Source organism: Candidatus Nealsonbacteria bacterium, from assembly GCA_019923625.1.
Taxonomy (GTDB): Bacteria; Patescibacteriota; Minisyncoccia; order Minisyncoccales; family RBG-13-42-11; genus JAHXGN01.
Window position 1 is genome coordinate 1 of the sequence record JAHXGN010000013.1, and the last position, 14,194, is coordinate 14,194.

Genomic DNA, 14,194 nt, shown 5'->3' on the forward strand with positions numbered 1-14,194 from the left:
CCGACATCTACATTTCCGCATCTACATAACATAAGATACACGGGTGAAACCCGTGTATCTTATAACGTATCTAAGCTATGACATATTAGACACCGAGTATCTAACATGAGCCAAATTAGCTGAAAAATAAACAATGTTCAACTTACAATGTTCAACTTACAACGTTGAACAGTTTGAACAATATGTTGAATTTTACGACAGGCGTAGAAAAAGTCAACAAAATTACAAGAAGTAAAATAATGGGGTCAACTCTATTTTTCTTTAACAATTTACCCCAATAATTTTATAAAGAGAGAAAAATAGAGTTGACCCTATTTACCCCTATTTGCCCGAAACTAAAAACTATTGAAAGTTTTTTGTTTATTTATTAGTATTAAGAATACGCTTCGTCAGTAATTTTTAGTTTTGAGTTTTAAATTTTTAATTTGACTGAGCGAAGCGAAGAAGCATGTCTGTTCCAAAACAAAGACATACCAAATCAAGAAGAAATAAAAGAAGGATGCATCTTTATTTAAAGACGCCGGCTTTGAGTCAATGCCCGAAATGCAAAAAACCGATAAAATCCCATATCGTTTGTTCCTGGTGCGGTTATTACAAAGGTATTGAGGTGGTTGATGTTTTGAAAAAATTAACTAAAAAAGAAAGAAAAATGAGAGAAAAAGAAATGAAGGCCCAAGAGGCAGCCGAGAAAAAAGAGGGCAAGGAGAAGCCCTTAACCTTAGAAGAACTATCAAGGAAGTAACCATTTGACTAATTGACCATTTGACAAATTGACAAGTCAAATAGTCAAATAATCAAATAATTAAAATGTCAAGCAGGCATCTATCAAGAAGCATTGTAATGCAATCGCTTTATGAATGGGATTTTTATGACAGAAAAAGGAGCTTGATTAAAATTATTGAGAAAAATATTCAAGAATTCGGCCCCAACCTAAAAGACCAAAAATTTATTTGGCAATTAGTTAATGGTTTTATAAAACATCTTTCTGAAATTGATAAAATCATTGCCACAGCCGCTCCTCAATGGCCGATTAACCAAATCAGTATTGTTGATAGAAATGTCTTAAGAATCGGTCTTTATGAATTATTGTTTGAAAGAAAAGAAAAAGTTCCTCCCAAAGTAGCCATAAACGAAGCCATTGAATTAGCCAAATCCTTTGGCGGCGAAAGCTCGGGTAAATTTATCAATGGGGTTCTGGGAACCGTTTATAGAGAAATAGAGAAAACAAAATGAAATGAAGAATTTTTCGTCTCTGGAAAAAAAATTAGGCCTGAAGTTCAAAAATAACGACTTATTAATTCAGGCCTTTTGCCACCGTTCTTATTTGAATGAAAACCCTGGTTTTTATTTATCCCATAATGAAAGATTGGAGTTTTTGGGCGATGCGGTTTTAGAGTTAGTGGTCACCGAATATCTTTATCAAAAATATCCCAAAAAATCAGAAGGCGAATTAACTAATTGGCGAGCCGCCCTGGTTAATGCTAAAATTTTAACCGAAATTGCCAGAGAATTGGATTTTAACGATTTTTTATTACTCTCTCGGGGAGAAATAAAAGAAGAAGGAAAAGCCAGGCAATATATTTTAGCCAATGTATTTGAGTCCTTTATCGGGGCGGTTTATCTTGACCAGGGATATAAAATTGTCCGGAATTTTATTGAAAAAAATTTAATCAAAGAGTTGCCCAGAATTATTGAAAAAGGTCTTTTTAAAGATGCCAAATCCTGTTTTCAGGAAGAAGCCCAAGAAAGAGCGGGAAATACCCCGCTTTATAAGGTCTTAGAAGAACAGGGTCCTGACCATGCCAAACATTTTATTGTCGGAGTTTTTTTGGGCGAAGAATTGGTGGCTAAAGGCAATGGTTTTTCAAAACAGGAGGCCGAAGAAGAAGCGGCCAAACAGGCATTAGAGATAAAAAATTGGTGACAATGACAATGACCATGACGATGACAACGAGTCATAGTCAAAGGTCATAGTCATAAGTCATACGGTATGTTAGTTATTCGTTTATTTAGAGTTGGTAAAAAAAATCAACCATCTTTTAAAATAGTGGTTACCGATAAAAAAAATCCTCCAAAGGCAGGCAGATTTATTGAGGAAGTTGGTTTTTACAATCCTTTGACCAAAGAGAAAGTTTTAAAAGGGGAGAGGATTAAATACTGGATTTCAGTTGGAGCAAAACCTTCTCCAACAGTTTTTAATTTATTAGTATCAGAAAAGGTTATTGAGGGGAAAAAAATTCCAGCTCACAAAAAACCAAAAATTAATAAAGCAGCGCCTGGCAAGGGAATCGGGGTTGAACCCCGGTAAACACCTGTCAAACGGTTTAAGTAGGTAGCCGAAATCTTATTTAAGTAAAATACACGGGTGAAACCCGTGCATGTTAGACACTCGGTGTCTAACATATATTTTGGGTGAGTAGTTCAGTGGCAGAACGCTGCTCTGATAAAGCAGAGGTCGGAGGTTCAATCCCTCCCTCACCCATCAGTTTTCGTGAAGCGAAAATAAAGGTAGGTCTGTGGTTCAGCAGCAGAACATCTCATTTGCAAACTGGCGCTAAAAATTTTATGGGCCGTTAGTTCAGTGGCAGAACGTCGCATTTGCAATGCGGAAGTCGCCAGTTCAAATCTGGCACGGTCCACCAGATTGAATTAGCCGCCTCGCTAAAGATTCGAGGTTTAATTTGATCCTTGCCGGAGGTGCAGTATAATGATAAAATAAATGTGGATGTGAAAGGTTGAATCCATAATATACTCTCCTCAAAGAAAAAATTATATGAGCAAAAAAATTATTGTCATTAGCTTGCTTTTCGTTGGACTTCTATTTACGCAAGTTTCAACGCAAGCGCAAATACAAGACCCGCTGCCAGAATTGCCGGGCGCCGGGCTTACGCCAAACAGCCCGTTTTACTTTCTGGAACGCGTCAATGAAGCTATCGGCGAGTTTCTGACTTTCAATACTGAAGCAAAAGCGAAACTTCAAGTAGGAAGAGCTCTTGAGCGCGTTGCTGAAATAAAAGCAATGTTGGCTGAAGAAGAAATTAAGCTCAGAGGATTGAATATCGGTTTTAGCAGGCTTCAGGGTCATATGAAGTGTTAGCTGAAGAAGAAATTAAGCTCAGAGGATTGAATATCGGTTTTAGCAGGCTTCAGGGTCATATGAAGAGAGCGACCGAAATTATTCAAAGATTAGAACAAAGAGGAAGAAATGTTGCCGGGTTGGCCATAGGGGTGGATACTGGTTTTGGATTTGTCAATCAGCATCTTGAGAATGTTTTTGAAGAATCAGAAGAGAAGTTAGAGAAAGCCGCAGGACTTGCGGAACAAGCGCTTGAGCAAAGATTTGCGGAACCGGCTTTTGCGCAGGCAATGGAAGAGGTGCTTCGGACAGTCGCGGCCGCCATTGACCAGGAGATTGGCCGACCCCTTGAAGGATTCAGTATTATTGAGGACGAGGTTAATGTTGACATAGACGACGACACATACTCTGCTACATACAGAGCAGAGTCGCCGCAACTGAAGGACTTGGCGGTTTTACGGGACAGGATTCTTGAGCGCGGCGTTGTCAACGAATGGGAAAGCGGCGATGTGGTTTTGGACGACGACTCTCTTGACATCACCTTTGAGAAAACATACGGAGCGGTGGATGTTATGGGAGAAACATTGTTCCCGGAGGCCTCGGTTACAATCAGCGCGACCCAGAACAGTCCAGAAATCGGTATGACAGCCATAAACTATGACATTGATATTACATTAGAGAGCGAGTCGGAACACCTCTTAGACATTCTGGATGACTTAAAAGAAGATGTTGATGACGATTTCAGCGACCTTTCGGATGTGCTGGAGGAGCAAATGGATATCAAAGAAGCTGCTGAAAAAAGCATAAGAGAAGCAGAGGAGGAAAAGCAAGAATTAGTAGATGAAGCAGCGGAAGAAGGTATTACCGTTCCCGCCGAGGCATTTGGCAAGTTTGATGATTTTCTCGCTCAGGCAAAATCAGCTCTGGCCGCAGGGAATTTTGCAGAAGCAAAACAACTTGCCAAACAGGCCGAAGCCACACTTGAAAACATTGATGACGCAATAGACGGTTTGAGGGAAGAAAAAGAATTGAAAGAAGAAGCTGAAAAAGCAATACAAGAGGCAGAAGAAGAATTAATAGAAAAACCTGAAGAAGAAAGAGAAAAGCAAGAGGAAGCTATAAAAGAACAGGAAGAACAAAACCAAGACGCAACAGAAGAAGTAGGACAAGAAGAAGCAGAAGAACAGGATTAAAACTTGAGCTCATTCCACCCCGTCATTACCTCTTTTATATTTTCCATTTTTAGATTCCGAAATGATAAAATATACAAAGTCGAAACATTAGTATTAAGAAACATTAGTATTAAGGAGGTAATAAATATGCCTTGGTTTTTTGGAGATTTTGAAAAATGTGTAGAGAAAAATGCGCGTGCGGTTTGGATTACAATGCTCGGTAAAGGCATAGGCGGTATTGGATTGGGGATTCTTTTAGTTAGTTATTTACCAGAGCATAATTGGCTACTATATGGCTGGATGTTAATTTTAGTATCATTAATACTACACATTCCAATAATAAAAGCAGTATTGAAAAAATAGCGCCCTTACTTTGATTTGATAAACTTAGTAAATTTGATAAAATATTTAACAGAGAGCCTGTCTCCAGCTGTATTTATTGGTTGGGTTATCCACAGGGTAAATTTTTTTAATTTTGTTAGAATTAATGAAACAACTTGTAAAGGTCGAATTTGCCGAAGCAAACTTAATCCGAATCTACGAATGAAATCCAAATGCTCCGAATAATTCGTGGCATTCGGATACGATTCGGATGATATTCGGATTATATTTTATGACTTTAGATTGGTATTCAGTAACCCTTAGAGCCCTTCAAGGTCTTTGGCAGGGATTCTTGATTTTTATTCCCAACCTTGTTGGGGCATTAGTTATTTTTATCATTGGTTGGTTTATTGCTGTTGGGATTGGAAAATTGATAAGCGAGATTTTAAAGCGAATAAAATTTAATCGGGTCTTTGAAAGAGGAAACTGGAAAGAAGCTTTAGAAAAAGCAGAACTTAAAATTGACGCCTCAGGATTTATTGGAGCAATTTGTAAATGGATTTTGGCGATTGTTTTTTTATCAGCAGCAGTAGAAGTATTAGGACTGAAAGAGTTTGCCGGACTTTTAAGAGAGATTTTAGCTTATCTGCCTAATGTGCTGGTGGCTGCCCTTATTTTCGTGGTTGCTATCATTTTAGCGGATATTCTAGAGAAAGTAGTCAGGGCATCGGTTGAGTCAATCAAGGTGGGCTACGGTTCTATAATCGGCGCGATTATTAAGTGGTCAATTTGGATTTTTGCCATTTCAATAGTCCTGGTCCAGTTAGGAATAGGCGCAGATTTGGTCCAGACCTTATTTACCGGCTTGGTGGCTGTTTTGGTCATTTCAGTTGGTATTGCCTTTGGATTAGGAGGGAAAGAAGTGGCAGCTGAAATTCTTGAGGATTTAAGAAAGAAATTAAAAAAATAGTTTTAGTATCAGCAAGTCAACCCCGCCCATATTTCAGTCAAAGTTTGTAATTACCGAAAGGCCTGTCGGCTTTGACCATCTATTACTACAAGTTTTTACAAAAATATGGGCGGGGGTTGACAAGTTTTGGAAATAAATTAGAATTTAATATAGTAATAATTCAGAATAGTAGCAATTCAGATACCGAGTTTCCGAAAGAAACAAGGAATAAGAGGGTCGGCGCTACTGCAAAGATTAATTATTAGCGATTATCAAATATTGAAAATATTGAAACATTGAAAAGTGAAATGAATTTTTAATTCGTGAACATTGAAAAGTTATATGAATCAAAGATTCATTGAACTCAGAAAGAATTATGGTTGAGAAAAAAATAGCTGATCAGGACTTTCTTGAATACTTAATCAAAGCCCTGGTTGATAACCCAACAGACGTCAAAGTTGATAGAAAAGTTGATGAAATGGGGGTTTTGCTTTCTTTGAAAGTGAACCCCAACGATATGGGTCAGATTATTGGAAGAGGGGGGGCTACTGCCAGAGCTATCAGAAGTCTGGTTCGAATTATTGGCTTGAGAAATCATGCCAGGGTAAATTTAAAAATCGAAGAACCGGAGGGCGGCAGACCCGAACAAGGAAGAAAAACTTCAGCCGAAGAGCTCGAAGAACTGAAATTATAAATCGAAATTGTAAGCCGTATTAGAAATACCGTTTCTAACAGGGTTTACTCTAAATAAAAACCGGGCTATTATATTACTGATAGCGCGGTTTTTATCTTTTTTGACCACCCGAACGTAGCAAAGAAGGGAGATAAGGGCAAGCCCCGAGGGGGTAAATCTCATTGACCATTGAATATATTAATATGACTTTTGACGTTGTTACTATATTTCCTCAAATTTTTAATTCCTTTTTAAAAGAGTCATTTATTAAAAAAGCCCAAGAAAAGGGCTTAATTGAAATTAAAATCCACGATTTAAGGAAGTGGACATCCGACGTCCACCGGACAGTCGATGACAGGCCTTATGGGGGAGGGCTGGGAATGGTATTGAAGATTGAACCAATTTTCAAAGCTGTAACAGCTTTGAAAAAGCGAAAAGCGAAAAACGAAAAGCGAAAAATTATTCTTTTTACGCCGAGGGGGAAGAAATTTAATCAAAAACTAGCATACAAACTTTCTAAATTGAATAGAATAATTTTTATCTGCGGCAGATACGAAGGGGTGGATGAGAGGGTGGCAAAATATATTGCTGACATTGAATTATCAATCGGCGATTATGATTTAATGGGAGGCGAGCTTCCGGCTATGGTAGTAATGGAAACAGTGGCCAGATTAATTCCCGGCGTTTTAGGAAAGCCAGAACTATTAAAAGAAAGAATTACCAAAGAGAAAGGATTTATTGAATATCCTCAATACACCCGGCCAGAAGTTTTTTCTCCAAAAAAAGGAGTAAGGTGGCGAGCGCCAAAAGTTTTAGTGTCCGGCCACCACAAAAAAATCGCCGAATGGCGAAAAAAACACAGAAAAATCATTGCCGGCCTTCTGCCGGTCAACCGAAGGTTGAAAAAATAATATTTTTATAGTAAAATTGTAAGATAAGAAAGGGTGCGTGGGAGAGTAGCTATTCCATCAGACTGTAAATCTGACGCCTTCGGGCTTCGCAGGTGCAATTCCTGCCGCACCCACAAAATGCCTGGGTAGCTCAGTTGGCAGAGCAACACATTGGTAATGTGTAGGTCGCCGGTTCAATCCCGGCCTCAGGCTCATATGGCAGTAAAAAAGAAACCATTTATAAAACTTCAGTGCAAAGAGTGTAAAAGAATTAATTACCATACTCACAAATCAAGACAAAAAACTGGTGAGAAAAAGTTAGAATTGAAAAAATTCTGCAAGTGGTGTAGAAAGCATACGGTGCACAAAGAAGCGAAAAAGTAAAATTGGGGGCGTGGTGAAATGGCTATCATAGAAATCTCCAAAATTTCCGTTCCAGGTTCGAATCCTGGCGTCCCCGCCCAGAAAATTTTTATTATTATGATTTTATCCATCAAGAAATATCCTGACCCTGTTTTGCGGAAAAAATGCCAGGAAGTTGAAAAGGTGACAGAAGAAATAAAAAAACTTACTCTTGATATGTTAGAAACAATGATTGCCAATCAGGGAATAGGCTTGGCTGCCCCCCAGGTTGGCCAGTTAAAAAGAATAATTGTAGTTCACCTGTTAGAAAAGCGGTCTCCAGAAGAAATAGTTGCCCAAAAACCTCAAGCTTTAATCAACCTCCCGAGCCACAGCGAAGGGGGGAGAAGAAAGTTTGCTTTCTTCGACCTCCCGAGCGCCAGCGAAGGGGGGAGAAGAAAGTTTGCTTTCTTCGACCTCCCGAGCGCCAGCGAAAGGGGGAGAAGAGGGCTTGCTCTCTTCAACCCTAAAATAATAAAAAAAAGCAGAGAAACCATAACAGACGAAGAAGGTTGTTTAAGTTTTCCTAAATTATTTTTAAAAATAAAAAGGGCAAAAGAAGTAGAAATTGAGGGCTTAAATGAGAGAGGAGAAAAAATTAAAATAAAAACCGAGGGTTTGCCGGCCAGAGTTTTTCAACATGAAATAGACCACTTAGACGGAATTTTATTTATTGACCACGTTAGAGTCGGGCGTAGAATATGGGAATTACTTAAATTTTATTTGAGAAGCAAGAAATAATGGCGACTCTAACGTGGTTGACCGGTTGAGTTTTTGGCAAAAATTAAAAATCCGAAAAAGATTGAAACAATTAATCTCCAATTATACCACTTAAGGAGCCATGGCAAATTAAGTAGTATGGTTTTTTAAAATGGCTTTAATTGATTCTTTAATTAAAGAAGGATGGCTGAAGACACCGAGGATAATTGAGGCATTTAAAAAAATTAAAAGGGTGGATTTTTTGCCTGAAGAAATGAAGGATTTGGCAGAGTTGAATGAAGCGCTTCCAATCGGATTTGGTCAGACAATTTCTCAACCTCTGGTAGTGGTTTTTATGTTAGAACAACTCCAGCCACAACCGGGAGAGAAAATTTTAGACATTGGTTCGGGTTCGGGTTGGACGAGCGCTCTCCTTGGGGAGATTGTTGGAGAAAAAGACCTGCCTGCCGGCAGGCAGGGAAAAGTGATAGCCATTGATATTGTGCCCGAACTTGTGGAATTTGGCAGAAAGAATGTTACTAAATATAATTTTCTTGCCCCGTACCGAACCGAAGGTTCTGGTGCGGGGATAGAGAAGGGGACTGTAGAATTAATTTGCGCTGACGGTTCCAAGGGTTATCAGAAAGAAGCGCCATATGATAAAATTTTGGTCTCGGCCTCAGCTGAAAAATTACCCTCGGCTTGGAAAGAACAATTAAAAATTGGCGGCAGAATTGTGACTCCAATTGGCACTTCCATTTGGCTTTTTATTAAAAAAACAGAAAAAGAATTTGAAGAGATTGAATATCCTGGGTTTGTTTTTGTCCCTCTTATTGAAAAGTAAACCCGGCTGACAATGACTTTTTCTAACAGGGTAAAAATATGGAAAAGCGTTTATTTTTTATTATCATAATAGCTTTAATTATAATTTTAATTGTTGCCACTTCTTTCTGGCTGGTTTTTCTGCCGGCAGAACCCTTAATCAAAAAAGAAGTGATTTTTAGCGTAGAAAAAGGAGGGGGGTTAAAAGAAATTGCTTTCAATTTGGAAAAGGAAAATCTGATAAGATGGGCGCCGGCATTCATGGCCTATGTTTTAGTTAAAGGAATTGCCGGAGGTCTTAAATCTGGAGAATACATATTATCTCCCTCAATGAACATTCCCCAAATAGCGGACAAGCTTTTTAGGGGAGATGTCATAAAAGAAAGAATTACCATAATTGAGGGCTGGAGCCTAAGAGATATTGGTTTTTATTTTGAGAACAAAGGAATGTTTCGGGTAGAAGAAGTTTGGCAGATGGCAATGAAAGATTTTTCAAACGATTTTGATTTTTTAAAAGACAAGCCGGAAAATCTGGGATTAGAAGGTTATCTTTTTCCTGATACTTATGAGATAAGAAAAAACGAAGGTTTGGAAAATATTATTAAAAGAATGTTGAATAATTTTGGCAGGAGGTTAACTCCTGATTTAAGGGAAGAAATTAAAAGGCAAAACAGAACAATTTTTGAAATAGTAACTATGGCTTCTATGATTGAAAGAGAGGTCAGAAAAAAAGAGGATAAAAAACTGGTTTCAGGAATTTTGTGGAAGAGATTGAAAATTGGTATGCCCTTACAGGTTGACGCGACAATAGCTTATATTTTAGGAAGAGAAAATTGGACATTTGATGAAATGAGAAGAGAGATTGCTTTAGGAAGAGACATTGATTCACCTTATAATACTTATAAATATAGGGGGTTGCCTCTTGGCCCAATTTCTAACCCCGGGCTTGAAAGAAAAGCAGCCAATACTGGTATTATTTATCCACTCCGGAAGGAGAAACTATTTTCAGCAAAACCTTAGAAGAACATAACATAGCCAAGGCAAAGTATTTTGAATAGTCAAAAATGCCAAACTTACAAGGCCCCGAAGGAAAACCTTCGGCTTCCTACGGGGTAAATGGTTATTGCTTTTCGGGATTTTCGGGATGCCGAATATTTTGTGCCAAAGGAGATTTTGGAAGGAGCGGGCGCTGAAATAAAAACCGCTTCTAATTCCGAGCCCGCCAGTCGGCGGACGAAGGGGGAGAAGAGATTTTTCTCTTCGACCAAAAAAGGAACTGCCATTGGGGCTGATGGCGGGGATACCGAAGTTGACTTTTTGGTTTCAGAAATCAATCTAACAGAGTTTGATGCCGTAATTTTTGTTGGCGGACCGGGGTGCCTTAAATATCTTGATAATGAAAATTCTTATAAAGTGGCCAAGGAAGCGGTTTCCCAGGATAAGATTTTAGCTTCGATTTGTATTAGCCCGGTAATTTTAGCTAAAGCTGGAATTTTGAAAGGCAAGAAGGCAACTGTTTGGTCAAGCCCAATGGACAAAAGCCCGGTTAAGATTTTAGAGGAAAATGGTACAATTTATCAAAATAAACCGGTAGTGGTTGATGGAAAAATCATTACGGCCAATGGTCCGGCCGCCGTCAGAGAATTTGGCCAAACTATTGTTGAAGTATTGACAAAGGAATAAGAATTTGCTAAATTAAAATATATTGCCGTAGACAAGAGGCAGTTTGTAAGCCCTCTTGAGGTAGAGTAATTTTAGCATGTCTGCGGTAGCAGACATTATTTTTTCACTTTTCACTTTTCACTTTTAACTTGACTGAGCCCGAAGGGCGAAGGAACATGGCTTTAACTAAAACGCAAAAACAAAAAATTATCGCGGACTTAAAAGATAAAATTGCCAGACAAAAAGCAATGATTTTTGTCAATTTTTCCGGCTTGAAAGTAAAAGACATTTTAAGTTTGAGAAAAAAAATAAAAGAAACCGGCAATGAATTAAAAGTGGCTAAAAAAACCTTATTAGACTTATCTTTTAAAAATAAGGGATTGGAAAAAATTATTGATGTTAAAAAATTAAAAGGGGAAATTGCCTTAATTTTTGGTTATCAAAATGAAATAATCCCGGCCAAAATAAGCTGGCAGTTTTCTCAAGAAAATCCCAATTTGAAAATTTTGGGAGGATTAATAGAAAATAAATTTTGGAATTCAGAGGAAGTGTTTGCTTTGGCTCAATTGCCAACCAGGGAAGAATTGTTGACAAAATTGCTTGGAAGTATTTCTGCCCCACTATCAAATTTTGTAAATGTATTATTTGGCAATCTAAGAAATTTTGTCTACATTTTATCACAAATAAAGGTCACCAAATAAAAATCAAACTAATACAAATAAGGCAATCGCCGTATATGTGTTAGTAGTAAAATGGTAGAAGAAAAAGAAACAAAAAAAATAGAAAAAGAGGAAAAAGTAAAAGTTCCGGAGAAATTTAAAAAATTAGTTGAAGAAATAGAGAAACTTTCTGTTTTGGATTTGGCTGAATTGGTCAAGGTTTTGGAGAAGAAATTTGGAGTTTCGGCCGCCCCTCAAATGGTAGCTGCTTCAACCGCCACCCCGGCTGCCGCACCAGCAGCTGAAGAAAAGAACGTTTTTAATGTTGTTTTGACGGTTGTTGGCGATAAAAAAATTGAGGTGATTAAGGTAGTTAGGGATATTACGCAAAAGGGGTTAAAAGAAGCCAAAGATTTGGTTGATGCCGCAGCGAGCGGTCCGCAGGTTGTCAAAGAAAACGTCAAAAAAGAAGAAGCCGAGGACTTGAAGAAGAAATTTGAGACAGCCGGCGCCAAAATAGAGTTGAAATAAGACAGCTATAATCTAAAAATTAGAAAACCAACCAAAAGAAATAAAATTAAAATTAAAATTAAAACCAAGCTTCTTTTTAAATTTGAAGGAATTTTGACTTGAAACAACACCTTTAGGGTTTTAGGAAATAGGCGCAGATTTAGACCCATTTTTGGAAAAACCGTTTTTTGGCTAAAAACCAGAATAGTCCGAGATAATTTTCTTTTTAAAAATCCATTAATTTTTACCAGTTTGTCTTTTAAAAACAAAAGAAATTTGGATAAAGAAACTTCTTTTGGTTTTTCTCTAAAAGCAAAAAACTCTTTTAATTCTTCTTTTTTTGAAAAATGAATCAAAAGACAAATTCCGGAAATTTTTAAAAACTCTTTTTCTCTTGTTTTTAAAATCTCTTTCAACCCCTTTTCTTTAAAGGGAATTATTTTGGCAATTTTTTCCAACAAGGTCTCCGAAAAAACAAGGTCTTTATTTTTTTTTGTTTTTTGATTATGGCTTGTGTTTATGCGCCATTTTTCAACAAAAAAAGAAGATACTTCTTGAGTTAAAATCAAAAGAAGGTCTTCTTCTATTAATTTTCCTGAAACAATATTGCTAAAAATTTTTAAAGGGTAGGGCTCAATTTCCTGAAAATCAATACCTTTGCTGATTTCATTAATTTTTCCACCCCTGAGTAAAAAAATTTTAATATCGCCGATTTTACTGAAATTTAAATATCCGTCGCCGCTTTTTTGACTCGGGCAAAGAGAAACAACGGCTAATTTTAAATTGCCCAACCAGTTAACATTTTCTTTTTTCACCTCTCTGGTTAAAAATTCATTTAAACCCTTTAAGCACTCCCTAAGAGCTTCTTCCGGAGTTTTTAAATAATAATTGTAATATCTTGTTTTAATAAATTGAGAAATTTTTTCTAAAAAATTTAAATCATTCGGCAGAACATTTTTCAACTCTCCGACAATATATAAGCTGCCCAACCTTTTTTCATAAATATTTTCCGGTTCATAACAAAAACTGTCAAAAATTAAATCTCCCTTAATTTTTGGATTGAAATGAAACTCAAAAACTTGCATGTTCTTAAACTGACTTATTCTTTTATTTTAAGATTTTTTCCAGAAAAGACAAGTATAAAACAGCAACGTTTTTGTTTTTAAGAATTTTATTTTGGTTGCCAGTATTGTCAAAATTTGCTATTTTTATCTAACGGGCCAGCGATTTAGAGATTTTTGGGCGTCTATCTCGGTTGATTAGAGTGTTATTCACCCCGTTAGAAATAGGCACCCTTAGCTCAGTGGTTAGAGTGTACGGTTCACATCCGTAAGGTCGTAGGTTCGAACCCTACAGGGTGCACCAGTAAGGAATTTGCAAGCGATTTTGGTTCGCCTCGCGGAGTTTATCCCGCCTATTGTAAAATGGGCGGGGCTCGGCGAAGCCGCGCTTGCGCGCCGGGCTGACTCTTTTTCGCCGCCGCCAAGAATCTCAAAAAATGAAGCAATAAAGGAGATAAAATAATGCCAAAAATCGATATAAGTAGAGAAGAAGCTTTTAATTTAATAAAACAGAATGTTTCCAATAAAAATTTGGTAAAGCATTGTTTGGCTGTTGAGGCCATAATGCGGGCTTTAGCTCAGAAATTCGATGAGGATGAAGACAAATGGGGATTGACTGGGCTTTTGCATGACATTGATTATGAGAAAACTGAAGGCGGTCTTTCTCAGCATTCTTTGGTTGGAGCCAAAATGCTTGAGGATTTAGGATTAGAAAAAGATATTTGTCAGGCAGTAAAGGCGCACAACGAAGCTCATGGCATTCCGGCTCAAACCTTAATGGAAAAAGCTTTATTTGTAACCGACCCTTTAACTGGTTTAATTGTGGCTGCTGCCTTGGTTTTACCTTCCAAAAAGTTGGCTGGCTTAACAGCAGAAAATGTTTTAAACCGATTCAAAGAAAAAGCCTTTGCTCGAGGAGCCAATCGAGAAATCATAAAAAAATCTGAAGAATATTTAAATTTGAGTTTGGGAGATTTTGTCAAAATAGGCCTGGAAGCAATGCAGGGAATTTCCCAAGATTTAGGACTATAAAATATGTTTTTGAAACTACCTAAGGATAAAGAGATTTTTTGGACAAAGCATTCCAAAATGAAAATGAGACAATATCGGCTTTCGGAAAAAAGAGTGTTGCGGATTTTGCGGAAACCCGATAGAAAAGAGGAGGGGATAGCCGAAGGCACAATTGCCGTTATGCAAATTAGCGGGACCAAAAAACACCCTAACGAAGTTTGGACAATGTATCAAATATTAAATCCAAAATCCAAAATCAAAAATTCCAAAATTAAGATTATCAGCGC

General features: G+C 37.5%; 20 protein-coding genes and 6 tRNA genes. 25 read left to right on the top strand and 1 reads right to left on the bottom strand.

Annotation, left to right across the window (positions count from 1 at the left end; all coding sequences use genetic code 11):
* Positions 1–448 precede the first annotated feature (448 nt).
* From rpmF to rplL, 22 genes are all read left to right on the top strand, one after another.
* Complete coding sequence (rpmF, locus tag KY055_02060; protein MBZ1345398.1) at positions 449–742, top strand: 50S ribosomal protein L32; 294 nt, start codon at positions 449–451, stop codon at positions 740–742.
* A gap of 65 nt (positions 743–807) precedes the next feature.
* A complete protein-coding gene (gene nusB, locus KY055_02065) occupies positions 808–1,233 on the top strand; it encodes a transcription antitermination factor NusB (protein ID MBZ1345399.1) in 426 nt (141 codons plus the stop codon).
* Position 1,234: 1 nt separating this feature from the next.
* On the top strand, positions 1,235–1,924 hold the full coding sequence (rnc, locus tag KY055_02070) for a ribonuclease III (protein ID MBZ1345400.1): 690 nt from the start codon (positions 1,235–1,237) through the stop codon (positions 1,922–1,924).
* Positions 1,925–1,990: 66 nt separating this feature from the next.
* Positions 1,991–2,308, top strand: a complete 318-nt coding sequence (rpsP, locus tag KY055_02075) for a 30S ribosomal protein S16 (protein MBZ1345401.1) — start codon at positions 1,991–1,993, stop codon at positions 2,306–2,308.
* 102 nt (positions 2,309–2,410) lie between these two features.
* Positions 2,411–2,482, top strand: a tRNA-Ile gene (locus tag KY055_02080).
* Between the two features lie 85 nt (positions 2,483–2,567).
* Positions 2,568–2,642, top strand: a tRNA-Ala gene (locus KY055_02085).
* Positions 2,643–2,773: 131 nt separating this feature from the next.
* Positions 2,774–3,097, top strand: a complete 324-nt coding sequence (locus tag KY055_02090; GenBank protein ID MBZ1345402.1) for a hypothetical protein — start codon at positions 2,774–2,776, stop codon at positions 3,095–3,097.
* Positions 3,091–4,269 carry a hypothetical protein gene (locus KY055_02095; GenBank protein MBZ1345403.1) on the top strand — a complete coding sequence of 393 codons (1,179 nt, stop codon included), beginning with the start codon at positions 3,091–3,093 and terminating at the stop codon, positions 4,267–4,269. Before KY055_02090 ends, KY055_02095 begins: the two co-directional genes overlap by 7 nt.
* Positions 4,270–4,395: 126 nt before the next feature.
* Positions 4,396–4,611, top strand: a complete 216-nt coding sequence (locus KY055_02100) for a hypothetical protein (protein MBZ1345404.1) — start codon at positions 4,396–4,398, stop codon at positions 4,609–4,611.
* A 250-nt stretch (positions 4,612–4,861) separates the two neighbouring features.
* Complete coding sequence (locus KY055_02105; GenBank protein MBZ1345405.1) at positions 4,862–5,539, top strand: hypothetical protein; 678 nt, start codon at positions 4,862–4,864, stop codon at positions 5,537–5,539.
* Between the two features lie 355 nt (positions 5,540–5,894).
* Positions 5,895–6,212, top strand: a complete 318-nt coding sequence (locus KY055_02110; GenBank protein MBZ1345406.1) for a KH domain-containing protein — start codon at positions 5,895–5,897, stop codon at positions 6,210–6,212.
* A gap of 182 nt (positions 6,213–6,394) precedes the next feature.
* Positions 6,395–7,102, top strand: coding sequence for a tRNA (guanosine(37)-N1)-methyltransferase TrmD (gene trmD / locus KY055_02115; GenBank protein ID MBZ1345407.1), 708 nt, complete (start codon positions 6,395–6,397; stop codon positions 7,100–7,102).
* A gap of 31 nt (positions 7,103–7,133) precedes the next feature.
* A tRNA-Tyr gene (locus KY055_02120) sits at positions 7,134–7,215 on the top strand.
* Positions 7,216–7,221: 6 nt separating this feature from the next.
* Positions 7,222–7,294: transfer RNA gene (locus KY055_02125), tRNA-Thr, on the top strand.
* Positions 7,295–7,297: 3 nt separating this feature from the next.
* Positions 7,298–7,465: a 50S ribosomal protein L33 gene (gene rpmG, locus KY055_02130; GenBank protein ID MBZ1345408.1), complete on the top strand. Its 168-nt coding sequence runs from the start codon at positions 7,298–7,300 to the stop codon at positions 7,463–7,465.
* Between the two features lie 4 nt (positions 7,466–7,469).
* Positions 7,470–7,541: transfer RNA gene (locus tag KY055_02135), tRNA-Trp, on the top strand.
* 20 nt (positions 7,542–7,561) lie between these two features.
* Complete coding sequence (locus tag KY055_02140) at positions 7,562–8,224, top strand: peptide deformylase (protein MBZ1345409.1); 663 nt, start codon at positions 7,562–7,564, stop codon at positions 8,222–8,224.
* Between the two features lie 130 nt (positions 8,225–8,354).
* Complete coding sequence (gene pcm, locus KY055_02145; protein ID MBZ1345410.1) at positions 8,355–9,026, top strand: protein-L-isoaspartate O-methyltransferase; 672 nt, start codon at positions 8,355–8,357, stop codon at positions 9,024–9,026.
* A 38-nt stretch (positions 9,027–9,064) separates the two neighbouring features.
* Entirely contained in the window at positions 9,065–10,024 is a 960-nt protein-coding gene (gene mltG / locus KY055_02150; GenBank protein MBZ1345411.1) for an endolytic transglycosylase MltG, read from the top strand.
* 138 nt (positions 10,025–10,162) lie between these two features.
* The gene (locus KY055_02155) at positions 10,163–10,687 is read left to right on the top strand and encodes a DJ-1/PfpI family protein (protein MBZ1345412.1); all 525 of its coding nucleotides are present in this window, start codon (positions 10,163–10,165) and stop codon (positions 10,685–10,687) included.
* A gap of 155 nt (positions 10,688–10,842) precedes the next feature.
* Complete coding sequence (gene rplJ / locus KY055_02160) at positions 10,843–11,367, top strand: 50S ribosomal protein L10 (protein MBZ1345413.1); 525 nt, start codon at positions 10,843–10,845, stop codon at positions 11,365–11,367.
* A 51-nt stretch (positions 11,368–11,418) separates the two neighbouring features.
* The gene (gene rplL / locus KY055_02165; GenBank protein ID MBZ1345414.1) at positions 11,419–11,856 is read left to right on the top strand and encodes a 50S ribosomal protein L7/L12; all 438 of its coding nucleotides are present in this window, start codon (positions 11,419–11,421) and stop codon (positions 11,854–11,856) included.
* 5 nt (positions 11,857–11,861) lie between these two features.
* Here the strand turns inward: rplL and KY055_02170 are convergent, their stop codons facing one another.
* Positions 11,862–12,920, bottom strand: coding sequence for a hypothetical protein (locus tag KY055_02170; protein MBZ1345415.1), 1,059 nt, complete (start codon positions 12,918–12,920; stop codon positions 11,862–11,864).
* A 204-nt stretch (positions 12,921–13,124) separates the two neighbouring features.
* On the opposite strand from KY055_02170, the gene KY055_02175 reads away from it, so the two are divergent.
* The 3 genes from KY055_02175 to KY055_02185 form a co-directional block, all read left to right on the top strand.
* A tRNA-Val gene (locus KY055_02175) sits at positions 13,125–13,200 on the top strand.
* Positions 13,201–13,373: 173 nt separating this feature from the next.
* Positions 13,374–13,928 carry an HDIG domain-containing protein gene (locus KY055_02180; protein ID MBZ1345416.1) on the top strand — a complete coding sequence of 185 codons (555 nt, stop codon included), beginning with the start codon at positions 13,374–13,376 and terminating at the stop codon, positions 13,926–13,928.
* Between the two features lie 3 nt (positions 13,929–13,931).
* A partial coding sequence (locus KY055_02185; protein ID MBZ1345417.1) for a hypothetical protein occupies positions 13,932–14,194 on the top strand: 263 nt, incomplete at its 3' end.